This is a genomic window from Paenibacillus sp. FSL R7-0312, assembly GCF_038004445.1.
Lineage (GTDB): Bacteria > Bacillota > Bacilli > Paenibacillales > Paenibacillaceae > Paenibacillus_AQ.
This window is the reverse complement of record NZ_JBBORE010000001.1, coordinates 1-23,083: the sequence shown is the minus strand read 5'-3', so window position 1 is coordinate 23,083 and position 23,083 is coordinate 1. Positions and strand designations below refer to the sequence as shown.

23 protein-coding genes are annotated in these 23,083 nt (G+C 51.8%); 6 read left to right on the top strand and 17 right to left on the bottom strand.

All coding sequences use genetic code 11. The features are described 5' to 3' along the window. Nucleotides 1–27: 27 nt before the first annotated feature. From MKX70_RS00115 to MKX70_RS00050, 14 genes are all read right to left on the bottom strand, one after another. Nucleotides 28–813 carry an STM4013/SEN3800 family hydrolase gene (locus tag MKX70_RS00115; RefSeq protein ID WP_042233026.1) on the bottom strand — a complete coding sequence of 262 codons (786 nt, stop codon included), beginning with the start codon at nt 811–813 and terminating at the stop codon, nt 28–30. After that, nucleotides 810–2,258, bottom strand: a complete 1,449-nt coding sequence (locus tag MKX70_RS00110) for an STM4014 family protein (protein ID WP_340839324.1) — start codon at nt 2,256–2,258, stop codon at nt 810–812. The genes MKX70_RS00115 and MKX70_RS00110 overlap by 4 nt, the downstream gene beginning before the upstream one ends. After that, the gene (locus tag MKX70_RS00105) at nt 2,258–3,103 is read right to left on the bottom strand and encodes an STM4015 family protein (RefSeq protein WP_042233030.1); all 846 of its coding nucleotides are present in this window, start codon (nt 3,101–3,103) and stop codon (nt 2,258–2,260) included. Before MKX70_RS00105 ends, MKX70_RS00110 begins: the two co-directional genes overlap by 1 nt. 1,041 nt (nt 3,104–4,144) lie before the next feature. Further along, nucleotides 4,145–5,554: a nucleoside recognition domain-containing protein gene (locus tag MKX70_RS00100; protein WP_042233031.1), complete on the bottom strand. Its 1,410-nt coding sequence runs from the start codon at nt 5,552–5,554 to the stop codon at nt 4,145–4,147. Next, complete coding sequence (locus MKX70_RS00095) at nt 5,532–6,263, bottom strand: FeoB small GTPase domain-containing protein (RefSeq protein WP_042233034.1); 732 nt, start codon at nt 6,261–6,263, stop codon at nt 5,532–5,534. Before MKX70_RS00095 ends, MKX70_RS00100 begins: the two co-directional genes overlap by 23 nt. Continuing rightward, entirely contained in the window at nt 6,260–6,514 is a 255-nt protein-coding gene (locus MKX70_RS00090) for a FeoA family protein (protein ID WP_042233036.1), read from the bottom strand. The genes MKX70_RS00095 and MKX70_RS00090 overlap by 4 nt, the downstream gene beginning before the upstream one ends. 295 nt (nt 6,515–6,809) lie before the next feature. Then, nucleotides 6,810–7,268 (bottom strand): SRPBCC domain-containing protein, encoded by a 459-nt coding sequence (locus tag MKX70_RS00085; RefSeq protein ID WP_042233038.1) that lies wholly within the window; start codon nt 7,266–7,268, stop codon nt 6,810–6,812. Nucleotides 7,269–7,352: 84 nt separating this feature from the next. Then, nucleotides 7,353–8,312 carry a helix-turn-helix transcriptional regulator gene (locus MKX70_RS00080; protein ID WP_042233040.1) on the bottom strand — a complete coding sequence of 320 codons (960 nt, stop codon included), beginning with the start codon at nt 8,310–8,312 and terminating at the stop codon, nt 7,353–7,355. Between the two features lie 113 nt (nt 8,313–8,425). After that, the gene (locus MKX70_RS00075; protein ID WP_340839323.1) at nt 8,426–9,523 is read right to left on the bottom strand and encodes a GerAB/ArcD/ProY family transporter; all 1,098 of its coding nucleotides are present in this window, start codon (nt 9,521–9,523) and stop codon (nt 8,426–8,428) included. A gap of 9 nt (nt 9,524–9,532) precedes the next feature. Then, entirely contained in the window at nt 9,533–9,766 is a 234-nt protein-coding gene (locus MKX70_RS00070) for a hypothetical protein (protein ID WP_042233044.1), read from the bottom strand. Nucleotides 9,767–9,778: 12 nt separating this feature from the next. Beyond that, nucleotides 9,779–11,011 (bottom strand): Ger(x)C family spore germination protein, encoded by a 1,233-nt coding sequence (locus MKX70_RS00065; protein ID WP_340789866.1) that lies wholly within the window; start codon nt 11,009–11,011, stop codon nt 9,779–9,781. Beyond that, on the bottom strand, nt 11,008–12,111 hold the full coding sequence (locus tag MKX70_RS00060) for a GerAB/ArcD/ProY family transporter (RefSeq protein WP_340789864.1): 1,104 nt from the start codon (nt 12,109–12,111) through the stop codon (nt 11,008–11,010). Before MKX70_RS00060 ends, MKX70_RS00065 begins: the two co-directional genes overlap by 4 nt. Further along, complete coding sequence (locus tag MKX70_RS00055; protein ID WP_081956386.1) at nt 12,108–13,730, bottom strand: spore germination protein; 1,623 nt, start codon at nt 13,728–13,730, stop codon at nt 12,108–12,110. Before MKX70_RS00055 ends, MKX70_RS00060 begins: the two co-directional genes overlap by 4 nt. Before the next feature lie 187 nt (nt 13,731–13,917). Next, nucleotides 13,918–15,069 carry a phosphodiester glycosidase family protein gene (locus MKX70_RS00050; RefSeq protein WP_340839321.1) on the bottom strand — a complete coding sequence of 384 codons (1,152 nt, stop codon included), beginning with the start codon at nt 15,067–15,069 and terminating at the stop codon, nt 13,918–13,920. 193 nt (nt 15,070–15,262) lie between these two features. On the opposite strand from MKX70_RS00050, the gene MKX70_RS00045 reads away from it, so the two are divergent. Then, nucleotides 15,263–15,844, top strand: a complete 582-nt coding sequence (locus MKX70_RS00045) for a histidine phosphatase family protein (protein ID WP_331281899.1) — start codon at nt 15,263–15,265, stop codon at nt 15,842–15,844. Nucleotides 15,845–16,080: 236 nt separating this feature from the next. Further along, nucleotides 16,081–16,932 (top strand): GGDEF domain-containing protein, encoded by an 852-nt coding sequence (locus tag MKX70_RS00040; RefSeq protein WP_052416008.1) that lies wholly within the window; start codon nt 16,081–16,083, stop codon nt 16,930–16,932. A gap of 239 nt (nt 16,933–17,171) precedes the next feature. Here MKX70_RS00040 and MKX70_RS00035 read toward each other — a convergent pair whose 3' ends face one another. After that, nucleotides 17,172–17,906, bottom strand: a complete 735-nt coding sequence (locus MKX70_RS00035) for a glycerophosphodiester phosphodiesterase (RefSeq protein WP_042233051.1) — start codon at nt 17,904–17,906, stop codon at nt 17,172–17,174. A gap of 386 nt (nt 17,907–18,292) precedes the next feature. Between MKX70_RS00035 and MKX70_RS00030 the strand changes: the two genes are divergently transcribed. Then, complete coding sequence (locus MKX70_RS00030) at nt 18,293–18,757, top strand: NAD(+) diphosphatase (RefSeq protein ID WP_340789859.1); 465 nt, start codon at nt 18,293–18,295, stop codon at nt 18,755–18,757. A gap of 8 nt (nt 18,758–18,765) precedes the next feature. On the opposite strand, the gene MKX70_RS00025 is transcribed toward MKX70_RS00030, so the two are convergent. Next, on the bottom strand, nt 18,766–19,368 hold the full coding sequence (locus tag MKX70_RS00025; protein ID WP_340839320.1) for a hypothetical protein: 603 nt from the start codon (nt 19,366–19,368) through the stop codon (nt 18,766–18,768). Between the two features lie 145 nt (nt 19,369–19,513). Between MKX70_RS00025 and MKX70_RS00020 the strand changes: the two genes are divergently transcribed. Then, entirely contained in the window at nt 19,514–19,966 is a 453-nt protein-coding gene (locus MKX70_RS00020; RefSeq protein WP_340839319.1) for a YhcH/YjgK/YiaL family protein, read from the top strand. 190 nt (nt 19,967–20,156) lie between these two features. Then, a complete protein-coding gene (locus MKX70_RS00015; protein WP_340839318.1) occupies nt 20,157–20,639 on the top strand; it encodes a hypothetical protein in 483 nt (160 codons plus the stop codon). A gap of 633 nt (nt 20,640–21,272) precedes the next feature. On the opposite strand, the gene MKX70_RS00010 is transcribed toward MKX70_RS00015, so the two are convergent. Continuing rightward, entirely contained in the window at nt 21,273–22,265 is a 993-nt protein-coding gene (locus MKX70_RS00010) for a serine hydrolase domain-containing protein (protein ID WP_042233059.1), read from the bottom strand. Nucleotides 22,266–22,724: 459 nt separating this feature from the next. Here MKX70_RS00010 and MKX70_RS00005 point away from each other — a divergent pair. After that, nucleotides 22,725–23,083: DUF1835 domain-containing protein (locus MKX70_RS00005; RefSeq protein ID WP_340839317.1), on the top strand; the 359-nt coding region annotated here is incomplete at its 3' end.

The window sequence follows — 23,083 nt, the reverse complement described above, 5'->3', positions numbered from 1 at the left end:
TCTCCTTCCTTTTGCGGGATAGTACAGCTATATAAAAAATTCGCGGTAAGGAACATTCCATACCGTTTCATGCGCCAGCCGGTGGCCCTGGTAGCCGTCTTCACCGTAAGCTTCTCCATGATCGGAGAACGCCAGGCAGAACACAGGGTTACCGCGTTCGCGGAAGGCAGCAAACAGACGCCCCAGTTCACCGTCGGCATAGCGGAGGGCAGCGCGCTGGCTGTCCACAGAATCACGCTTCGCCCCAGGCAGGAACATATGATTCGGGCCGTGGATCGCCGAGACATTAATGAACATAAACAATCGCTGGTCCAGCGCGGTATTGTTCAGTATCTTGAGCGCATGATTTACCTGATGCTCCGTGGAGCGCGGGTTCGTCACCCCGAACGTCATCCGCCAGTAGCTATGCTGGAAGTAACCGGGCAGGACACGGGCGAGGGGAACCTTTTTGCTGAAAAAGATGACGCCCCCGATACACACCGTCTGATATCCCGCCGCCGCCAGCCCGGACACCATATCCGGCGTATCGAACAGCCAGGTATGGGGATGCGTCGCAAGGCCGGTATTCCGGGAATGGAAGAGCCGCACATGCTCAGCCTTATTCGTAGTGGCCGGAGTGGGCAGGAATCCGCCGAAGAAGGCGTGATGGGCCGCATAGGTGAAGCTGCCGGGTGTATGCCGCTTTTCCCAGGAACCGCTGCCGCACAGATTGGGACAATTGGCCTCCTCCAGAACAGCGGCATCATAGCGCAGCGTATCGAGCGTAATCATTAAGATATCGTGGGTGCCGACAACGGCATTCATATCGGTCATAGGGCCAGGTTCCTCCCGGATAGCTGTTTCATTTCCCATTCATAGGTGCTGCAGCCGTGGTATTCCACATCGTACAATAAGTCGCCAAAAGGGTTCACATCCGCCGTATACGTCCGCCCGGTGCTCCCCAAGAGTACATCAATTCCCGCCACGGAGGAACGCGGAAAAGCAGCCAGAGACTGCTCGGCCGTATGCCGTACCTCTGCCTGCATGTCCTCCGTGAGACCGGCTTCGGCCGGGGTCATCCGGCGGCTGCGCAGATGCAGGTTCGTTATCGGTGTGCTGCTTACCCGTGCAACCGAGTGGCAGGCCACACCGGCAACAACCAGCTGGCGGATATCGAACGATTGCCCGCCCGCGCCGGGCTTCGGAATCCACTGCTCGGCATAGGCGCCGTGGCGGTAGAGCCAATTGATGATTCCGGCGAGGAGCGCAGAGTCCGTATAGCGCCGCAGCTTGCCGGAATTATAATACACCGGGGGGCGGGTGATATAGCTCTCGACCCCGATGGTAGTGACCGCCACCTCGGCTCCCGTTGCCGGATGGAGCTGATAGGCAATGACGCCGGATGCGGCTGAGCCGCTGGCCAGCTTGATGAATACGCGGTGCATCCGCTGCGAGAGCATCAGCCCGCGGAGGGAGGCGTAGTCCACGGGTGCTTGTCCGCTGCTGCTCCTGAGCGGCCGGGGAATAGGGACGCCAGCCGCGGCCAGAATCTGCTGCGTCCGGCGTTTATCGGTCATCGCGGCGATCTCGCCGGGATGGTTGGTCCAGCGGGCGGAGGGCAGGAGCTGCGCGGCTTCACGCTGAATCCGGGCCAGCAGCCGGCAGTAGCCGCGGAACCACTGGGACGGATGATGCAGCACGCCGGGCATATCCTTGAGCGCGCCGGCCGCCTTGAAGCTCAGCGGACGGAGGTCCGGCTGGCCGCCGTAAGGATGCAGCGAGTCGTCTGCGTCTGGCGCATCCGGTGCACCGAGCGCGATCAGGGCGCGCTCGGTTTCGAAGCTGCCGCCCGGCGACTCCAGCCGCAGCAGCGGCGGGGCCGTGTCCGGGGCAGGCGCTGCGGGGGCAGATGCGGCCGGCATGGCCAGCCGGCTGATGTCGCGGCCTTGGGCAGCCAGCTCTGTTAGCTCCGGCAATCTGTCCGGTGCCGGTGAATTCACCTTTGCTTGTCCCTGCAATGCATCCAGTACCTGCATTGCATCAACCCGCTGCCCCGCCTGCCCGGACACTCCGCCCAGCGGCTGCTCCCGCACCGGTAGCATGTCCAGCCTATACCCCGTCTGCTCCAGCAAATCAGCCAGCGGCTGGCCCTGCAACAGCCCAGCGTACGGAATCAGGACTGCCGGAGGCATGCCGAGGCGGCTTCGCGCCTGCTGGATGCCTTCCGAGCGCCTGTCGCCGGGATTGCAGAACACAATCAGCGGCTCTACGGGTGGCATCACTCGGTGATCGACGGATAACGCCAGTCATCCTCGTCGTCGCTTTTCTGCTGGTCGCTGACATCGGCAGGCAGTCCGCTGTTCTTCCAGCGCTGAATCATTCCGTCAGACATATAATGATGGCTCAAGTTGAGCAGCTTTAGTCCTTTGATCTTCCCGCTGGCGAGCAGCGCCTCGGCGCCGGTATCGCTAAGGGTTCCGAGTGACAGGTCGAGCGTCTCGAGCTGATCCAGAATAGGTGCATCGGCTAAGGCTGCAGCGATTTCATCCTGGATTTCACTGTTTTTGAGTCCCAGATAGGTAAGCTTGGGGAACTTTCCGGGTTCGATCAGCGGATACAGGTCTTCCAGACCGCCGTCAAAGCCGTAGTTGTCCACGCCTAGATATAATTCCAGCTTTTGCAGATTAGGCAGATTGGCGGCGGCGATATCGGCCAGGACATTTTTACCGAGTCCGCCTGTTATAATAATCAGTTCCTCGAGCTTCTCATGCTGCAGTTGGCTCAGCCGCAAGTCCGTGCCGCCCTGCGCAGTCAATGACTGCAGCTCCGGATAAGCGGGAAGCAGTGGAGAGAGGTCCGTTTGGGTAATCCACGAAATTTCACATTCCTCATACCCCATTTCCCCAATAAAAAGCTTGCGCAACGCAGGGAAACTTGCACTGTGCTTCACCAGCGCCTGGACGGCATCCTCCGAGCTGTTCTCGTAGGCTTGCCCCCAATCCCCAATCGTCAGACTGCTTACTCCAGCGGCTTCGGGGCTTTTGCTCAATTGTTCAATCTCCGTCTCTATCCGCTTACCTTCTTCAAATGCATCGTAATCGATACTGAGCTTCACTGCTGTCATGAACATTCCCTCCCGGAAAATTATGGCTTCCAAATCACCCTAACATTAAGCAGAAGGGGAGTCAAATAGCCAAGACGGAGGGTCACGGGAGGGATCGGCAGCAGCTGGAGCGGTAGGGTAGGAGGGACATTAGAGTAGGATGAGGGAGGCTGGAGAGTAGCTGGAGAGTAGCTGGAGAGCAGATGTAGAGTGGGAGTATAGCAGTAGTAAAGGTGCTTGTTGAGTAGTATGTGGTATAGCAGAGAGTGGCTGGAGAGCGGTTTTAGAGTAGGAGTAGAGCGGTAATAGAGTTGCTTGTAGAGTAGCATGGAGTGTAGTTGAAGAGTACGTGTGGAGTAGGAGTAGAGCAGTAGTAGAGGTGCTTGTAGAGTAGCTGGAGAATAATATGAGATTAGCTGGAGAGTGGCTTGGATGATTTTCGCAAATTTATGGAGTTTTTGATCCAGAGTAATTTTAGGCTTTTGCGTGCGCGAAATAAAGTTATGCAGCCCGTATGTAACGCTACTCCTAAATAGCAGCCTTCCCATCACTGATAATAAGATGAACTGATTCAAATGTTGCACAAATTACAACTTTGAGTAGAGATACCGGGCCATTAAAGAGAATTGTTGCAGAAAATACAATAATTTTTACATAAATTCAATAAAAATAAGGGAAATCTTGTATTCTGTACAACAATTTCGATTTTCATCGCTTATCGCGATGGGAATGTTGTATTTCGTGCAGGATTTTGAAGAGGAAGGGGAGGAAGGGGCAGCAAGCCCCGAAAGTACCGTGAAGCCCCCGAATCACCAGCCCCCCGATAATGCACCAAGCGGCGTTAAATGCATGGCAGTGGAATCGTAGCCTAATGCAGCACCGCCCGCACATTTTCTCCCTGGCATTCCGTCCGGCCCCGACGCTCCACTCCATCGCCTAGCCCGGGCGTCCCGCTTCATCGCCCGGCCCCGATGCCCCGCTCATCGTCCGGCCCCAACGTCCGCCCCAACATCCCGCTCCCCCCGCCCTAAAGCGGCAGAGAGACGGGCCAGCGGCGTGCCATCATACCCAGCCGAACAGCCGGGCAGCGGCTGCAACCAGGAAGGTTACCGCGATGGCGATGCCGAGCGGAATGACGGCGGAGAGCACCGCCCACTTCATGCTTTTGGTCTCCTTGTAGATGTTCACCAGCGTGGTGCCGCAAGGATAATGCAGCAGGGAGAACAACATCATATTCAGTGCAGTCAGCCAGGTCCAGCCGTGGCTCAGGAAGATATCCTTGATGCTGCCAAGACCTTCAATATCGACCATGGCACCCGAGGACATGTAGCCCATGAGCAGGATGGGCAGCACAATCTCATTGGCCGGGAGCCCCAGGATGAAGGCCATAATAATGAAGCCGTCCATGCCGAGCAGTTGGGCAAAAGGATCAAAGAATGCAGCCATATGGTTAAGCACGCTCTCCCCGCCGACAAACACATTGCCGAGAATCCAGGTGATAATGCCGGCCGGTGCGGCTACGACGATAGCACGGGTCAGCACATTAAGCGATTTCTCTTTGGAGGAGCGGATGATTGTCTTCCAGATCTGCGGGCGGCGGTATGGCGGAAGCTCCAGCGTGTAATGGGTAGGCACACCGCGCAGCGCTGTTCTGGACATGACCCAGGATACACTCAGAGTTACGGTAATGCCGACCAGCACGATGCCCATCAGTACCAGAGCCGTGGAGAAGGTGCGCAGCATTCCGGTTGTAGCGGCTCCGACCATGAACATGGAGGAGAGCAGGATAAGTGTGGGCCAGCGGCCGTTGCAGGGCACGAAGTTGTTGGTCAGAATAGCCAGCATCCGTTCACGGGGCGATTCAATAATGCGGGTCGAGAGAATGGCGGCAGCATTGCAGCCGAAGCCCATCGACATCGTTAAGGCCTGCTTGCCGTGGCCGCCGGATTTCTTGAACAGGCGGTCCATGTTAAAGGCTACCCGGGGCAGATACCCGAAATTCTCCAGCAGCGCAAACACCGGGAAGAAAATCATCATCGGCGGCAGCATGACACTGATGACCCATGAGGTTCCGCGGTACAATCCGAGCACAAGGACGCCATGCAGCCAGGCCGGCGCATGAAGAGCGGTGAATCCTGCAGTCAGATAGCCCTCGATCCAGCTGAAGAGGGAGGCAAGCCAGCTTGAAGGATAGTTGGCCCCGGCAATCGTAATCCAGAATACCAGGCCGAGACCGGCAAGCATGATGGGGAAGCCCCAGAGCTTGGAGGTAACGATATTATCCAGTTTATAGGTGCTGCCAAGCTTCTTCTTATCTTGGTAAGTGACTGCATCGCTGCAGATGGCGGCGGATACGCCGTAGATCCCGCTGACAATCTCATCGCGGATTCCCCCTTGATCAGCCAGCTTCTTAGCGGCCGCGAGCAGAGAATCCACCGGGTCGTGACCGTTAATGGCATGCGGTGATTCCATGGCCGACCACCTCCTCGCTTACGGGAATATCCTTGCGGCCCATGCGGGCTTTGAGTGAAGTAAGCAGGCTGTGATCACCATCCAGCAGCCGGAGGGCAATCCAGCGGGCGGGGTATCTCGAACCGATGGTCTGCTCAACCATAGGAATCAGCTCGGCAATGCCTTGCTCAATGTCGGTGCTGTAGGTGATTTTCAGCGGCTCTGCCTTGAATGCACCCGTGGCCACGCGCTCGATTTGATCAAGCAGCGCTTCAATACCGATTTTGTTACGGGCAGAAATAGCGGTTACGGGAACGCCGAGCCTCTTGGAGATCCGCTTCAGATTGATATCAATTCCAAGCCGGCGGGCTTCATCAATCAGATTGATGCAGACCACGGCACGGCCGGTGATCTCCAGTACCTGCAGGGCAAGGTTAAGATTGCGTTCCAGCGAGGTAGCATCCAGGACCACTAGCGTTACATCCGGCTGTTCAAAAATAATATAGTCCCTCGCAGCCTCTTCATCGGCGGAGTTGGAGTAGAGCGAGTAGGTGCCCGGAAGATCCACAGCCAGGTACGTGTGGTTCTTGTGGTAGAACCCGCCTTCGGCGGTGACTACGGTTTTGCCTGCCCAGTTGCCGGTATGCTGGCGCATGCCGGTCAGCAGATTGAACAGCGTGCTCTTACCCGTGTTGGGATTGCCTGCAAAAGCGACCGTGTACTGGCTCATCCTTCACCGCCTCCCATTAATTGCCCGTAGATTAAAGAGCTCTCTTCCCGGCGCAGGGCAATCGTCGTATTGCTTACCCGGAATGCCGTAGGATCTCCCAGCGGGCTGCGCCGCAGCACTTCTACGCTATTCCCGACGACGAATCCCAGATCAAGCAGTCTTCTCCGCAGCACACCTTGAACTTCAATGCCGCTGATGCGCAGCGTACTGCCGTTCACAGCCTCTGACAATGGAATAACGGCTTCAGCCATAAGATCTCCTTCTTTCGTATGAAATGGAATGAATGAATATATAGCCATAAGTATGGAGTATGCATTTATATAGTGTATTGTGCACGCGGCATAGATTATTGCGGCCTGCCACAATAATAGTATATGTGAATAAATTTGTCCTTGCAACAAGAATGTTTCCCTAGGGAAAGAAAAAATAATCCCTGCTATAAAAGCGGCACAGGCCTCTTTATAGCAGGGATACGGAAGAGTAATAAATTAGAAGCGTCTATTCTGTGGTGACGATTGTTTGAACATAGGCGGAGGCTGTCTGCTGCTACTCCTGGCTGCCGAAATCCAGTGTGCGGCCGGTTTCTGCCAGCGTCTTCGTATTGCAGAGAATCTGCCACCATGAACTGTTGCTGGCATCGTAGGAAGGATCATCCGGATGCCAGTCTCCATGAACCAGTGTCAGCCTGGTACAGCCGCCCGCTGGCTCCAGCTTCCAGGAGATGACAGACTCATAATTCTCTCTATTCGTGAGGTAAGCGGGGCCGGTCCTATGGGTATAGCGCAGCGTCTGCTGCGGAACATATTCGAGCAGAGTGCCGTAGACATGTACCGTCTCTTCCCCGGCTGCCCCCGGGCCTACATACTCCAGCTGCTCACCCACAACAAAACTGGAGCGGATTACACTTCCGTAATAGATTTGCCGGACCTTCTCCGGGGAGACTAGAACCTCCCATACTTCTGCCACGGCAGCACCGATATAGAAGTCATACTTCAATTCTCTCATTCCCTGTTCCTCCTGGCATTATTGGATTCATGAACAATATACACAAGGATCACTGACAACTGCGGTCAGTGATCCTTCAGGAGATTAAGAGTCCTTATAATGTTCGGCAAGATCCGCAGCAACCCTGGACAGCTTGTGCTTGAGGGACGCGGGTTCCACAATGGCCAGCGATTTGCCGTAAGGCAACAGGAAATAAGGGGCGTAGCTGTGTAAGGCAGCCTGATTCAGCAGAAACCGGGCACTTCCCGTGCTGCGCCGCTCCAGCGTATGCCCGAATAGCCAGTGACTGCACAGATCGTTCAGGGTGGCTTCGGCCGCTTCGATGACCACAGCGGTTAACTCAGAGTCCTCCTCCGTTGCAGGAAGCAGCCTCTGCAATAAGAAATCTCGTGCCGAGAATCCGTCAGGACGAAGGAAGGCTGCCCCTGTCCGCTGCAGTCCGATGATCCGGTCCACCCGGAAGTTGCGGATATCCTGGCGCAGATGGCAGAAGCCGGAGAGATACCACTGGCCCTTCCACATCACCAGACCATAAGGGTCGATGCACCGGGAGGACGCCGGGGTACCGTTCCCCTTGCGGTATTCCATCTGAAGAGAGAGACCCTCCGCAGTGCAGACTTCCAGTTCTTCAAGCAGCAGCGAAGGGTGCTCTCCAGGGGAGTGGAGGATCGCAAGTCCGCTCTCATGGCGCTCCATCTGCGACAGCTGGGCCTCATTGCTGTAACGCTTAAGCTTGGCAATTGCCCCGTCGAGCGCATCAACGTAAGGGTAGCCGCTCCCCCTGGCAAAGGCAGATGCCTGTACAAGTGCCCGCCGTTCTCCATCATTGAAGAATAGCGGAGCAGTGCTGAATTGCTCCGGCAGCCAGAAGCCGCCGCCCGGCCCGGCATCGGCCTCTACAGGGACACCGCTGGCGCACAGCGCATCGATGTAGCGGTAGATCGAGCGGACGCTCAGCTCAAGCTCGTCTGCCAGTTCGGCGGCCGTTCTTTTGCGCTGCTTCAGCATCCAGAGTATAGACAGCATATAATCGGCTTTGGCCATTGGCTTGTTCCTCCTGGGCAGATAACTGATTCTTACAGCCAGTGTACCTTCAACAACCCGTTTTGCCAACCTTCTGCAGAGCCGCCGGGTGATGAAGCCAGGCCGGGACCGGCCTACGAAGTGGATCGCTTAGACCCGCTGCGCACCAGGATGGAAATAGCCAGCAGCAGCGGGATGGCGACTTGAAACACCGGATCAAGCTTAAGGCTTGGGCCCAGGCCGATGGCAATATGCTGTGTGTAGTCGCGCTCCAGAAAGGAAGCTCCATAGATAACGGCGCCTACCGGAAAGACCCACCACTTGGCCGGTTTGCCGGTCAGCTCCGCAATAGCTTTTACCGAACAGAAATAGAAGAGCATCATCTTAATCAGCAGCCCCAGGAAGAGCTGGATGGTCACCAGGATATCGAGCCGTTCCACAAACTTGAGGTTCGATAAGGTCCGGACAGTTTTGAGAAAAGGCAGCTGGCTGATCCCCGCTATGGTCGGACCGAGAACCGCCACATTGAGCGCGTTCATGAAGATCAGGAACAGACTGATGAGCAGATAGGCGTTCACTGTATATTTTACGGGCACACCAGGCTTATCCCATAGAGACCACAGCATCAGGAACACAATCATCTGCCCGAAGGGGAACGAGACGATATCCGGCAGCGCAGCTTTGACAACCGGCATCAGTCCGCCATCCAAGACAGGACCCAGGCGGGTGAAATCAATGGAACCCATTATTCCAAGCAGCACAACAAGCACAATGTAAAAGAAGATCATCACCGGCAGCAGAACCTCAGGCAGCCTGAAAATAACCTCAGCCCCCTTCCAGATAGCATACAGGGCAAGAAGTACAAAGATTATCATCGTGATCGACATTGGCGTTCTTGGAAGCAGAGTCATTGACGTCAATTCACCCAGATCACGGACATTACGCATGGACTGGTAGGCGAAATATAAGCTGTAGATTCCTCCGATGAATGATCCTGGAACCTTGCCGAAATGGAATTTAAGCATACCAATCAGATCTGTATCCTGAGAACGGTGCTGGATCCACATCAGAAGAAGCAGAAGGATGAATCCGGCAGCAGAACCTGTACACATCGCCAGCCAGGAATCCTGCTTGGCCTTGCCACCAAGCAGAAACAGCGGCGTGCTGCCGATTTCAAACAGCATGATCATGAACGCGATTTGCAGGGAAGTGACCTGTTCTTTCTTGGGCATGGTCCGAAATCAGCCTCCTAACCAATAGATAATGGCTCTGCCTACAGGCTGGAAGAACGCCGTATAGAAGATACCCAGCGAGAAATGGGGCGTTTCAGTAATCCCGCATATATTAATATAGGCGCAATAGCCAAGGATGCAGCCGAACCAGAGCCGGTGCAGCTTGCGGCCTGGTCCGCGCAGCTTGGTCCAGCCCCATAAGAATGCAATCACATAGAGTAGAAGAGTTATGGCTATTTTCATAGTGAAGCTCCTTTACTCCTGCTGGACGGATTTGAACGATTTATTGCTGAGGCCTGTCCGTTCAATCTGGAACGAGACATGCGGGCGGATCTCAATCTCCTTAAATACGCTGTCCCAGCTCTTCTCCTTCTCAATCTGCTTCCAGTGCTTGCGGTCGCTGCGGTGAATTCTCACCGCAAATCCCGTGACGTCAGCACCCAGCTTTTTGATCTCCGCCCAAGAGGTATTCACGAGCTCCGTCACCTGCTGTTCGAGGGATTCCTCCATTCCGGTGATGGCAGCGCGGTCATTCAAATCCATAACGCTACCGAGCTCGGTGAGCACACCGCTGCCTTTGATATTTATATCCATAATATAATGATCCTTGGCCCAGACCGGACGCACGGAAGTAGTTGAATTCTGGAGAATAAATGAAGCATCCGGCTTGCCGCTTATTGCGGGCTGGGATGCAAAGGCTATAGTAGCGGACTCGATATTGTCAGTCATAAAAGATAATCCGAAGGCTTGTTTCTGGTTAAGCCAGCCCACAAACTTCTCACCCTTTAGCACACCCAGCCTTCCCAGCTCCAGGCGCGAGGGCAGGTCCGTAACTCCGGTCTCACTGGTCTCATCCATAATCTTAGGTCCGGTGAGCCGGATTTCCGGCAATACCGCACTGCCGGATTCAGAGGAGAGTGCCATGGCCAGCTCATACAGGCGGGTGCCGGGATAATAGGAGAGGAGCTTTGCTTCCTGCTCAATCATAAGCTGGATGCCGGCGCCCTGATTCTTGGTCATCTGCATCAGCTGATCCAGAATATCACCGGCATCTCCCTGGGAAATAAACATATATACTGTTTCCCTGGCATCCTGCTTGCGCAGGAACAGGTCCAGCAGTTGGTTAATCCCGTGCTTAGCCAGGCTTTCCCCGATGACGGTAATCCGTGAATGAGAGAAGAACATCTCGCGGGTGCTGGTCAGATTGCTTCTTTCAATGGCTTCCATGATCGTCCTGCCTTTTACCGTGAAGGTGAGGAATGGCGGAGAACTTGTACTGCCGCCTCCGCTGCCTCCCATGCCGCTTGAACCTGAGGAAGGATTGATGACCTGATAGGTGGCCTTCCACTCGTTGTTCTCCCAGTCATAAGCCGAACCCGAAGTAATGCCGAGCTCGCTCAGTTCGCGGTTATCCCAGCAGCCGGAGAGAAGCGCGGATAGAAGCGGGACCATGAGTATAAGGCACAGCGTTCTTCCCGGTTTATTCATGTTTCCCACCCTTTCCGTTTGGATCTCGATTTCTGGAACCGGTACAGCAGAACCGCTCCCAGCGGAACCAGTACGTTGAACAGGAAGAAGACCAGGAAACGGCCTTCTTTGTTATACTGGTTGAGTTTGGCCGGGTTTTGCCATGTGAACAGACATTCCAGCGCAATGACCAGACCTAAAGCACCAATGAACGGACGGCTGCTGCTGACCCGGAAGGTCTGCTTGAAGCACTCTACCGTCACAAACAGGAAAATAGCTAATTTCAGATAGATGGACAGCACCCAATAGGAGATAAAGAGAATATCCAGCTTCTCAATGAACCTCCCGATCCGTATGATGCTAACGGTCGAAAATCCGGGATAGGCAGTCAGCTTTGTAAAGTGCGGGCCAAAGGCCATTAAAGCCGAGACTAGTGTGAGCAACATCAGAGCAGATACAAATAGAAGCCCTGTCCAGCCAATGACCCGTGCCCTCGATGGATACTGAAGATAGGGAGCCAGAAACAACAGTACAGCGACTTCGGACATCCATGCTGTCGGCGTCAGACTGGCCAGCGTCAATTCAGCCAGCGTATGATCGAACATCGGCAGTAATTGATGCACATTCAGATCATGGTACAATCCGAACAGAAACAGCGGTGTGAAGAATAAATAGAGCAGAATGACAAGGCTGTTCACTCTGGAGATGGCTTCAATCCCCTGTCTTACCATGTAGATGGTAATGAACAGAATGAGGATAACCAGTACGGTTACTGGTGTATTGATCAGCACATTGTCCTTGAGGAAATTGACGAACTCGCGCAGAATTGTTGCTGTTGTGTCCAGGTAGAACTGCAGCATCAGCAGACCGAGGATGGTAGAGATAACCGGGGAGGTTTTCTCCCCAACCCAGTCCAGAAAAGGAGCCCCATTGCTATAGCGGATTACTGTCCCGACAATGGCCGCGATGAGCAGCCCCGCCAGCGTTGACATAATAATGGACAGCGGTGCGTCTTGTTCAGCATAGCTCGTGATAATGATGGGCAGCACGACGGTGGCCGTCGGCAGAATCGTATTGACAACGAGCATAGCTGCCTGGGTAGTGCCGATTTTTCCGTTCAAGCTGGATCCTCTCCCTGCGGCTTAGGCTGTTCCGTAGATTTTTGATTCGCTCCTTCAGCTGGCTGAGGCTTCTGGTTGGGTCCTTGTCTGCGGGTTTCTTTGCCCAGATCGGTTTTGGGACGCATGGTCATACTCCATAGCGGGACGCGGATGAAGATATCCTTCAGATAACGCGGAATCATCGGCGCTACCGGAGACAGATAGGGAACGCCGAAGGAACGCAGTCCCGCCATATGAATCAGGAGCACCATCATGAAGGACATGATGCCGAACAAGCCGAGCGTTGAAGCGATGAACATCATTACAAAGCGGATCAGGCGGATGGAGTTGGCAATCGCCAGTGACGGTATCACAAAGTTCGAGATAGCGGTAAAAGAAACCACAATAACCATAGCCGCCGAGACAAGACCGGCCTGAACGGCAGCCTGCCCCAGCACCAGTGCGCCGACAATGGAGATAGCCGGTCCGATGGTACGCGGCATGCGTACCCCGGCTTCGCGCAGCACATCGAAGGTGAGCTCCATGAGCAGCGCTTCCGCCAGCGCGGGCAGCGGTACCCCCTCGCGCTGGGCAGCGAGACTGATCAGCAGGGTGGTCGGCAGCATTTCCTGGTGAAAGGTAGTGACAGCAATATAGAGTGCGGGCAGCAGCATCGACACAAAGAAAGCCCCGTAGCGGATCAGCCGCAGAAAGGAGGAGATATCGTACCGCTGGTAGTAGTCTTCACTGGACTGAAAGAAGTTGAAGAAGGTAGAAGGCGCCAGCAGCGCAAAGGGCGTGCCGTCAATAATAATCCCGATCTGGCCTTCCAGAATACCTCCGGCTACAGCATCGGGACGTTCTGTGTTCTGAATGGTAGGGAAGGGGGTCAGGCCACCGTCCTGAATGAATTCTTCAATATAGTTGCTCTCCAGAATGGCATCCGTATTAATGGCATTAAGCCGGCGGCGGATTTCTGTCAGCACCTGTTCACTGGCGATGCCCTTCAAATAAATGATGGCGATTCCGGTCTGGGTACGTTGGCCGATTTTATATTCTTCGATCCGCAGATCGGTAGTTTTGAGCCGGCGGCGCAGCATGGAGGTGCCCGTGCGCAGACTTTCCGTGAAGCCCTCCTTCGGACCGCGGATGACACCCTGGGAGGTCGGCTCGTTAATGCTTCTCTTCTCCCAGCCGGAGGTGTCTGCGGCCAGTGCGACCTGAAGTCCTTCGAACAGAATCAGCGTATAGCCTTCAAAAAGCAGAGCCAGCAGAACTTCCAGCGTTTTGCCTTCCTTGACGCCCCCGACCGGCAGCATCTGGTCCTTGATCATACTGAAGGCCGCTTCGGCGGTAATCGTATCTCCTTTCAGTGTCACATTCTCCATCAATGGCTGGAGCACCGTCTGGTTGACAGAATCGGCATTCACCAGACCGTCAATATATATGAACGTAAGGGAAAGGGAGCTTAAGGATTCATTGGTGAAGTTGCGGATAACGATATCCGAGCTGCTGCCGATCCGCTTTCCGATTTCCTGCAAATTCACCTCAAGTGAGGCGTTCAGCGGGAGCGGTGCGGGCACAGAGGTTTCCACGGGATCTTTGCCTGTCTTCCGGCCTTTCTGCTGATTCTGCGGCATCTTCGGGGGCTCCTTTCTGCTGGATTCTGGATTCTTTGGCTGTATTATCCCCCGCAGGTGGATTCCTTATTCTGCCTGATTTACGGAGTCAGTGGTTGAATTACAGGCTTATGAACGCGAAAAAGGCATTTCTCCAACCTGTTCAGGATGGGAGAAATGCCTCCATATAGATACTTATAGCCGGATATTATTTGGTCTGGACGACCAATGCGTTGCTGATCAGGCGGCCGGGTGTGGTCAGATATTTGCCGTTATAGTAGAGGCCGCTTGAGGCGCCGCCATCCAGATTCATCGCCTGGTACGCACCAGCCTGCTTCATAATTTCCGCCAGCTGGGGGATGGTTGCCCCGCCGGAGGTCAACAGAATCAGCTTGTGGTCGCGGGTCAGACCCAGCGCGCTGCGGGAGCCTCCGCCTGTCAGTATCTTAGGGTCCTTGAAGCCCTCGGTGAGCACATTGAGGGATATCTTGCCGTTCACCAGCAGCCGCGGGCCTGCCTGCAATGCGCCTTGAATGGAGCCGGCGTTGAAGCGGTTCATGAATTCGCTGCCTGGGATCAGCTCAGCCAGCAGGTTGCCGTCATAGGCAAAGACCGTCCGCTTGTCGCCGGGGCTGTTCTTCAGCATTTTGCCACCGCTGATAATATAGCCGTAAGGTGCATAGTAGGTGCCTTTGGTGTAGGCATCGAAGAAGGTGCCGTTGATGGCGGCTGCGGCATTGCTGCGCTTAGCGATGCTGGCGAGCGCCTCTGTCTTGCCGACAGTATTTCCGGCAAGGACGGCATCCAGCTTCACTGACGGATGCAGCAGGGAGACTGTAACGGTCTGCACGGCGAAGGAACGTCCGCCGACCTTATAGGTATGCTTGCCGCTGACTACAGCAGGCGTACCGCACTTGAACAGGGCGCCGTTCTGCACGGGCAGGGTGGCTGTTGCCCCGCCGCTCGTGAGGGTAAGCGCTGCGGAATCTTTATTCCACTGGAGCTGTATGCCAAGCGTTTGGCTGACGAGAGACAATGGAATATAGGTCATGCCATTCCCGCTAAAGGGACGTTCGCCCAGGGTAACGGACTTGCCGTTGACGGAGGCTCCGGCCTTGCCTGGAGTGAAGGTAATAGACACATCATCACGTGTTACCTGGATCTGGCCTCCAGTAGAGCTTACTACAGACTGTATGCCGGCGAAGCCGTTCAGGAATCTTAGCGGAATGAACGAATGGTTCTCCTTATCAACATAGATGGCAAGTTTGGCTGATGTCGCCGCAGCGGCCCGGGGTTGCAGGGGAGCAAGAAGGACAGTGAGCAGACAGAAAGCGGTGAAGAGGACAGACATTCTTTTCATAGTAAACGAAATCTCCTTCAGATTGTAGCAGTATAACTGCAATTTTGGATGAACCCTGGAATGGACTCCAGAAAGAAACACTTGAAATACAATAATATAGCGGGCTCCGTTGACCGTCAATGGAACATGCATAGAGAGGGATGTTCGTTTATAATGAGATCACTTACGGATATTCGCACAAAGGCGGGAAGCGATGATAACAAGAATAGGCTTGATTCGGCACGGCAGCACACTCTGGAATCAGGAAGGCCGGATACAGGGCCACACGGATAATCCTCTGGACGAGGAGGGCTTCCGGCAGGCAGCCGTACTTGCAGAGCGTCTCAGCGGTGAATCGTGGGATTATATCTATTCAAGCGATATGCTGCGGGCCAGACAGACAGCGGAGGTCATTGCCGGGAGGCTGGGGATTCCGCTGGCTGGTCTGATCCCGGGGATTCGGGAAATGAATGGCGGGTTAATAGAAGGTACTACGGAGAAGGAACGGATCGAGCGGTTCGGCAGCGGGTGGAAGACGATGGATATGAAGCTGGAAAGCCGGGACCTGGCTCAGCAGCGGGGTGTCCGGGCCGTTGAAGAGGTTGCCGCCCGCCATCCGGGGCGCAATGTCCTCATAGTCAGTCATGGCGCCATTCTGCGCAGTACGCTGGCTGGACTTGTTCCCTCACTGGATCTCAGTGTAGTGCTGAAGAATACATCAATTACCCGCTTGATCAGAGATGCCGGCGGCTGGACCTGCGAACTGTACAATGACGTGGAACATATGAACGAATAGACAGTCTGGATGATTCTGGAATAGAAGAGAGTCTCCCACGCAAAGGGTGGCTCTCTTCCATATGTCCCAGAACATACCATCTCAAATCCTGCAGCGTTTGCCGATAATATTCTTAGCATTCATGCAAAGCCCGGCCTTACCTGCCGGATATGTTTAGAATATGTTCAGACTAACCCTGTACAGTAGCGCTTAAATGCGATATATCATATGGATTATCAGAAGGAGGGCGGAGTAATTTGGAAGAGGCCCGGAATTATATACTGGTTGTATTCTCTATTCTCGTTGGTGTGCTAACGGTGTACAGCATCCTCAGGCTGACGCGGAATTTCTCCAAATGTCACCCAAGAGCCCGCGCGGTCCGCACGAGCCTGGTTGTACTAGTTATTAGTGCCGGTCTTGGCAGCATGCACCTGCTGGGCAAGAGAACTTTGTCGGGGTTCACCGCTGAAGATAGCAATCTGTTTATTACTATGGCACTCTATGCGCTTACGCTCGCCGGAATATTGTACCTGTTCCTGCGTGTGCGTATGCTCCTCGGAGAGCGCGAGCAGCTGAAAGAACTGGCCTACCGGGATACCTTAACCGGGCTGCTCAACAAGAACGGAATGGATCATTTCTGGGATCACTGCAAATCAGGCGAACAGCTTGCGGTATTATATCTTGACCTTAACCGCTTCAAATCGATCAATGATACACTCGGCCATCATGCGGGAGATGTGCTGCTTGAAGCCGTTGGCGGCAGTCTGCAGCAATTTTCCCGTAAAGGCAAACGGCATATCTTCAGGGTGGGCGGGGATGAATTCGTCATCATCGCCAAACGCTGCAGCCGCAAGGATGCGGAGCAGCTGGCCCTTAAGGTTCTGGAGAATATCACCCGGAATTACAAATTGGAGACGCATGAATTGTTCGTATCCGCGAGCGTCGGCATCACTATGAGCCAAGGCAGAATTGACCGGAAGCGGCTGCTCCAGGAAGCTGATTCCGCTATGTACAATGCCAAGCAGCTGGGCAGCGGGCGTTATGCGGTTCATAAGCAGGAGAATAGTCTTCCTCCTGTGAAGCTGGTCAGCAGCTCCAGAGCCCAATAGCTTGTGAAATCCTTCCCGAAATACAACATTTTGCTCATGAAATCGGCTCTAATCTACAATTGTTGCCGAGGCTGGAATGAATCTGGTATGAGCCAGGTGTGAGACATTGTAGCTTTACGCAGAAACGGATACCATCCCTTAGAGGACGGTATCCGTTTCTGTTTGGTACGGCTGCTGCCTGAGTGCTTCAGACGGCTCATGATCCGGAAGCGGCAGCCAACCCGGCCTTTATGCCAATACTATAATCCCTTTGCTGCCAGCAGACCGGCAAGGACATCCGGGTGGTCCGTAATGATGCCGGCTACTCCGGCCTCAATCAGATAGGTCATCCGTTCGGGATCATTGACAGTCCAGGGATGATAGACGATCCCGCTCTCCGCTGCATCGGTGACGAACTCCGGCAGAACGGAAGAGAAATGGGCATGCAGCGCATCCGCCTGAAGCGTAGCCGCATAATCCCAGGGGCGGTATAAGCCTTCACCATACAGAATGCCGGTGCGGATCTCCGGTGCCAGCGACTTGCAATAAGCAAGGGAGTAGTGGTTGAAGCTGGAGATGACTACCCGCTCACTCATGCCCTGCTCCCGTACAGCGGCTATTACCTTTTCCTCCATACCGGGATATAGGAACGTGCCGTTCTTCAGCTCAATATTAAGTACTGTCTCACGCCCCTGAAGCAGATCCAGCAACTCGTCAAGTGTCGGAATCCGCTCTCCTGTGAACTCAGGACTGAACCAGGAGCCTGCATCGACCTCCAGCACTTCACGAAGCGTCTTATCCTTCACATATCCGCTGCCTGTAGTGGTGCGGCTAAGATTCTCATCATGGATGATTACTATTGCTCCGTCACTCGTCATCTGCACGTCTGTTTCAATGCCGGTTGCGCCAAGCTCAAGACCCTTGCGGAATGCCGCCATTGTATTCTCCGGGGCGACTGCCGATGCGCCGCGATGCGCGAAATTAATGATGTTCATGTACTGTAATTCCCTCCGTCTCTTGGTTGTGATGATGCCCGTGCCAGACGGGCCCCCTTGTAGTGTATTCCACATAACATGAAGAAACCCTGTCCGCAAGCAGCGAAAAGGGTGTGATTTCTTGGAAACTTGGAAATTACCATTGCACCGGCAGAAGCCAATAAAATGAAGGATTAACTCTCCGGCGATAGCGTCTTACTGGAGAGCGGGTTTTTTTTGCCGGGAAGCGTTCTATGTGCGGTATTGAATTACGGCTGGTGTGTTCTTCAGCAATCGCTTAGAATAAGTCTGAACTATACCCATAACAGAAAGAAGCGATACACTTGAAGTTTTGTCTCGAATGTGGAAGCCGACTGGTCCTGAAGGAATGTAACGGAGAAGGGGAGGTGCCATACTGTGAATCCTGTGCTGCGTTCCGGTTCCCGGTGTTCAGCACGGCGATGAGTACAGCGGTGCTGAACAGGGGGCTGGATAGAATCCTGCTCATCCAGCAGTATAACCGCAAGGATTATATCCTGCTGGCCGGTTACGTGAATAAAGGGGAGAACGCCGAGGCAGCGCTGATCCGCGAAGTGCAGGAAGAAGCAGGGCTTGAGATCATCGCTTATGAATATATGCGCAGCCAGTATTTCGCCCCTTCCAATACGCTGATGCTTAATTTCATCAGTGTGGCTGACACGGAGGACTTAAGTAGGGTGAGCGCTGAGCTGGATCATGCAGCATGGTTTACGCTGGATGAAGCTGCGGACGCCATACTGAAGGGCAGTCTCGCGGAGAGCTTCCTGCTGACAATCATGGATAAGCTTAGACAAGGGCGGACCCTTGATAGCTTCACTGCAGTCTCACGCTAAGCATGGTTTCAGGCCGAGACGATATTGCGGATTCTTTCGTGCACCTGCTGAGCCTCCAGAAAGGCTGCGGAGTACTGAAGATCTGTTTTTCGGGCCGGTTTCAGCCTGGGCAGGAAGGGAATAGATACGACAGGCGTGTCCGCGTTGTTAAAATAGATTTTTAGCGTCAGCTCGTTGATCTCTTCGGCATTGTTTCTGGCTTGGACAGCTTCTGCGAACCCGGGGGCGGCGGCTACACTTGGGCGGATTCTCGGCACACTGGTCGTAATCCGGCTGGTTTTGCTGACTTTGCTGAGCGTTAAGGCATTCTCGACGATCTCCGCTCCCAGAATGGTATCGAACGTGTAGATGGTGGCTGTCGCCGGCTCCTGTCTGCCGGGATGCAGCAGACCGATGGCCATAGTCTGGCCGGCCTCATCCAAGGCGATCATATGGGATTCATCAGGTGTGATGAACCGCTGGGGGAACTTAAGATTGAATGCGGACAGAGCATGGATGGTCTCTTTCCTGCCGGGTGCTTGGGGATGGCAACGTATGAACTGAAGCACCGCAGCTGACAACAGGAGTGAAACGCCAAGTACAGCAAACATGTACATCAGAATAATAAGCACTGAACCGCCTCCTAAAAGGTAACTATTTAATAGATATGCGGAGAGTACATGAACAAATACATAGACCTGGCCTGCCGGGATCATATATTATTTGGGTATTCTGCAAGGCGGGGAATAATTCAGAGATTTCAGGGGGATTCCAGGCATGATTATTGATACACTTAGCCATTTGCTCAAAGATGAGGCTGCATACGGAGAGAAGGTCCAGAGGGGGCTGCAGTTTCTGCGCGATACCGATTTCACCGGGCAAGCGGCCGGACGCCATGAGGTCAATGATGAGATGTTCTATTTCATCAACGAATATCAGACCAAGGATGCCGGAGAATGCTTCTGGGAAGCGCACCGCGTGAATCTGGATCTGCACTATATTCTGGAAGGTACAGAGCGGATCGGCTATGCTGCCATTGAGCAGCTTGATGTGAGAGATGACTACAGCGCAGAGAAGGATGCAATCTTCTTCACCGGTGCAGTAGAATCTGCGGTAACTGCAGGACCAGGTGCTCTTGTCGTGTGTTATCCGCAGGACGGACATATGACAGGGATTGAAGCAGATAAGCCCGAGGCGGTGCGGAAGGTAGTTTTGAAGATTAAGCTATAGTCCATTGGACAACCAGAAACGGCTATGCTGACCCTCGGGGTCCGGTGTAGCCGTTTCTGGTTAAGCTGCAAGAACTCATAAGAAGCGAGCAAACAAGAGGAGATAGATGACAGAAAGTATCGGTCTTTATATTCCATTATATGTTAATATATAGGTGGCGTTGATATAAAGAAACGCCATAAGGAGGACTATGATGAAACGGATGCCATTTGAACGTCCAACCGAGCATTATGATGAACGGATTTTTAATATTGATGAGCAAATTTGTGCGTTGTTATATCAACGGAAGGAGCTTTCAGGCAACAATCCAGGTTTTCCACCTTTTGAGTATATCTCTAAATGGGCAAGTTCTTACGAACTCTACGAAGACTTTTTGAAGTCGGTATTCGGAACTTTGAGAAGTGAAGAACATTTTAAACCTATGGTTGAACCATCTGGATTCAGAAAACATATCCCAGTCCTTAAATCAATTGAAAAAGATGAACATTTTTATTCTATAACCTCTTTACGACAATATAGCAATGCAAGCGTAATAACTTTTAGCATAGATTGGGACATGACAACTGACCTTTCACCAAATACGCATATACACAGTCATTTTGATTTGTACTTAGGAGAAAAATACGACTGTCGACTGACTAATGGTGGAAGTGACGGAGGGATGCATAAATAGGAGAAAGACGATGGGCTAACAGACAAGAGCGTGCGGAATCAAGTTATACTAGGTGACTAAATAAGAGGAGGTGAACAAATGAATAAGATTTGGGTAAATAACTTGTTTATTTGGGATTCTTAGTAATCGTGGGCTTAGTTTTTATATTCGGATTAAGCTATCAACATCATTTAGAGGTAGAAGCACGCATAACGTATCACCCTCTAACAAGTGCTGTCTTTTCTGTTCTTTTTCCGATTTTCTTAGGATTATTACTCGGTTTACTAAGATTATTTGAATTACTGCGAAAGACTGGAGAATGGAAAATAAATTGGATTAAGCTCTGTATTTTCGGCTTACCTTCACTCTATGTCTCCTTATTTCCACTATTATTTTGGTCTGGTTTGTCTATTTCATATAATGCTTTACCTTTGGGCTACCTTTTGATTACTTCGGGAACAACAGCTCATACAATTAGCGGTCTGATATTCGGTTTTTTGTTATTTTACGTAATCGAAAGGAAAAGCAAAGAAAGTTAGAGTATTCATTAGCTAACAGCAAAAGATAGCATTATGACAATAGGCAGTTGAGCCTAGCTGTCGGAACAAAAAACGGCACTTTTTTAGCGTCAGATTGTATTATTAATTTGGGATTTTATAAAGGGTTATGAGCAATAGCAGCTAGTCCCTTGCTAATCTCACTAATATCATTCGAGATATTACTGAGTACAATAACTGTTATTCCACTATCTAAAAATCTTAAAAGCATTGAGGTATAACCAGAGATCCCCCCGCTATGTAAAGCAACTAGCCCGAAAGGAGTGTCTTGTATAAACCATCCGTAACCATATTGTGAATTGTATAATATAGGTTTGTACATTTTGCTTTTAAGACTGGGGGAGATGAACTTGTCGGAATATAAAGCGCTGTCCCATAGATGGAGGTCCGAAACTGTAGAGGTAATATTCCCAGTAGCAAAGGCGTTAGTGGTGTTAAAAAATGGTGAGTAAATTAGTGACTGCGACTGATCCAGCTCATATCCTGTTGAGCGATTCTCCACAATTCTAAAAGCTACTTCAATGTCTGAATCTTGCATCCCCAAAGGGTCGAAAATACCTTCTTTAATAACAGAATCATAAGATTTACCGGTTATTTTTTCAATTACCATACCAAGAATAACGTAGTTTGAATTTGAATAGGAATACTCAGTTCCAGGACTAGATTGTAATTCTTTGTTTGAAAAACGTTGGAATATTTCATCGGGGCTTACGTTAACATTAGCCCATTCGTTCATAGTGGGATTTTCGGTATAATTTTGAATACCAGATGTATGAGACAACAAGTGGCTAATTGTTATTTTGTCCCCCTCTCTCTGTGACGGGAAAAACTTTTCAATACGATCATCTAACTTTAGTAAACCTTTATCAACCAACTGTAATATGGAAACGGCTGTGAAAGTTTTTGTGATGGAGCCAATCCTAAATTTTGTTTTTGATGTAATAGGTACACCTAACTCATAACTTGCTTTTCCATGGCCTTCACAGTATATAATCTCAGATTGTTTTGAAATCAAGACCGCGCCTGAAAACAAATTATTGCTTTGATATTCTTTTATATAATCACCAATATTTTCAGCTATACTCGGCAATATTGACACTCCTTAGTTTTCAAAATATTGGTTTATTATGTTTCTCAATGCTTCTGACTGAGATGTTTCATTCGCATTACAATAAGAATTAATTTTTTTCCATTTATCTTCTGTTAGAGTCAAGGATATCTTTTTTGTTATACCTAACCGTTTTTTCCCCGATCCAGTACGTGCCCCCCCTTTATTTAATATAATACTTAATTGCCCGTCATTTCGAGGTATACCTAGACTAATCTCTTTCTTCTGCAAAATACCACACCCACTTTTCTTTGAAATAGGTAACCTAAATCAATATGTCATTAAACTAATGATAGCATCAAATGGAAAATGCTACAATAGAGATATTCCTTCCTCCCTAGATAAACGATAGCGGCAGAGGCAGTAGCTACTATACAACTAGAGGTAGGATTATTACAATATATGGTACTATAGTGGATATGCCCTGTGAGGAGGATATCCATGGAGAAGTTCTACGATAGCCTACATCAATTTGATGGAAATGATCTGCGGTTGTTCCTTTACAATTTGTTAAATACAGTAGATCGTTATGGTAAGGACGGCAGTATTGAAGAAAAAAAGTTAGCAGCAGGACTCGTTAATATACTTCAAACCCAGATAGAGGCGGTTCACAACCATAAATTACAAATGAATGAACTCCAACAATATGTCTATCTTGTTTTCAGCCTCTCTGATGCAGGTTCATTAAAAGTAACTCTAAGTAAAATCGGCAAACGGGAGCTATGCCAAGTCTTAGCATTCAATGAATTGTTTTCAGTTGGACCCATAACTAATTTAGATACGAAAACAAACATGTCTTT

Excerpts from the sequence above, each read along its gene's own strand:
- MKX70_RS00020 (WP_340839319.1), top strand. The coding sequence starts at position 19,514 with ATGATTATTGATACACTTAGCCATTTGCTCAAAGATGAGGCTGCATAC.
- MKX70_RS00035 (WP_042233051.1), bottom strand. The coding sequence starts at position 17,906 with ATGAACATCATTAATTTCGCGCATCGCGGCGCATCGGCAGTCGCCCCG.
- MKX70_RS00070 (WP_042233044.1), bottom strand. The coding sequence starts at position 9,766 with ATGAAAATAGCCATAACTCTTCTACTCTATGTGATTGCATTCTTATGG.
- MKX70_RS00055 (WP_081956386.1), bottom strand. The coding sequence starts at position 13,730 with ATGCCGCAGAATCAGCAGAAAGGCCGGAAGACAGGCAAAGATCCCGTG.
- MKX70_RS00080 (WP_042233040.1), bottom strand. The coding sequence starts at position 8,312 with ATGGCCAAAGCCGATTATATGCTGTCTATACTCTGGATGCTGAAGCAG.
- MKX70_RS00100 (WP_042233031.1), bottom strand. The coding sequence starts at position 5,554 with ATGGAATCACCGCATGCCATTAACGGTCACGACCCGGTGGATTCTCTG.
- MKX70_RS00105 (WP_042233030.1), bottom strand. The coding sequence starts at position 3,103 with ATGACAGCAGTGAAGCTCAGTATCGATTACGATGCATTTGAAGAAGGT.
- MKX70_RS00085 (WP_042233038.1), bottom strand. The coding sequence starts at position 7,268 with ATGAGAGAATTGAAGTATGACTTCTATATCGGTGCTGCCGTGGCAGAA.
- MKX70_RS00090 (WP_042233036.1), bottom strand. The coding sequence starts at position 6,514 with ATGGCTGAAGCCGTTATTCCATTGTCAGAGGCTGTGAACGGCAGTACG.
- MKX70_RS00015 (WP_340839318.1), top strand. The coding sequence starts at position 20,157 with ATGATGAAACGGATGCCATTTGAACGTCCAACCGAGCATTATGATGAA.
- MKX70_RS00050 (WP_340839321.1), bottom strand. The coding sequence starts at position 15,069 with ATGAAAAGAATGTCTGTCCTCTTCACCGCTTTCTGTCTGCTCACTGTC.
- MKX70_RS00045 (WP_331281899.1), top strand. The coding sequence starts at position 15,263 with ATGATAACAAGAATAGGCTTGATTCGGCACGGCAGCACACTCTGGAAT.
- MKX70_RS00115 (WP_042233026.1), bottom strand. The coding sequence starts at position 813 with ATGACCGATATGAATGCCGTTGTCGGCACCCACGATATCTTAATGATT.
- MKX70_RS00075 (WP_340839323.1), bottom strand. The coding sequence starts at position 9,523 with ATGCCCAAGAAAGAACAGGTCACTTCCCTGCAAATCGCGTTCATGATC.
- MKX70_RS00110 (WP_340839324.1), bottom strand. The coding sequence starts at position 2,258 with ATGCCACCCGTAGAGCCGCTGATTGTGTTCTGCAATCCCGGCGACAGG.
- MKX70_RS00065 (WP_340789866.1), bottom strand. The coding sequence starts at position 11,011 with ATGAATAAACCGGGAAGAACGCTGTGCCTTATACTCATGGTCCCGCTT.
- MKX70_RS00095 (WP_042233034.1), bottom strand. The coding sequence starts at position 6,263 with ATGAGCCAGTACACGGTCGCTTTTGCAGGCAATCCCAACACGGGTAAG.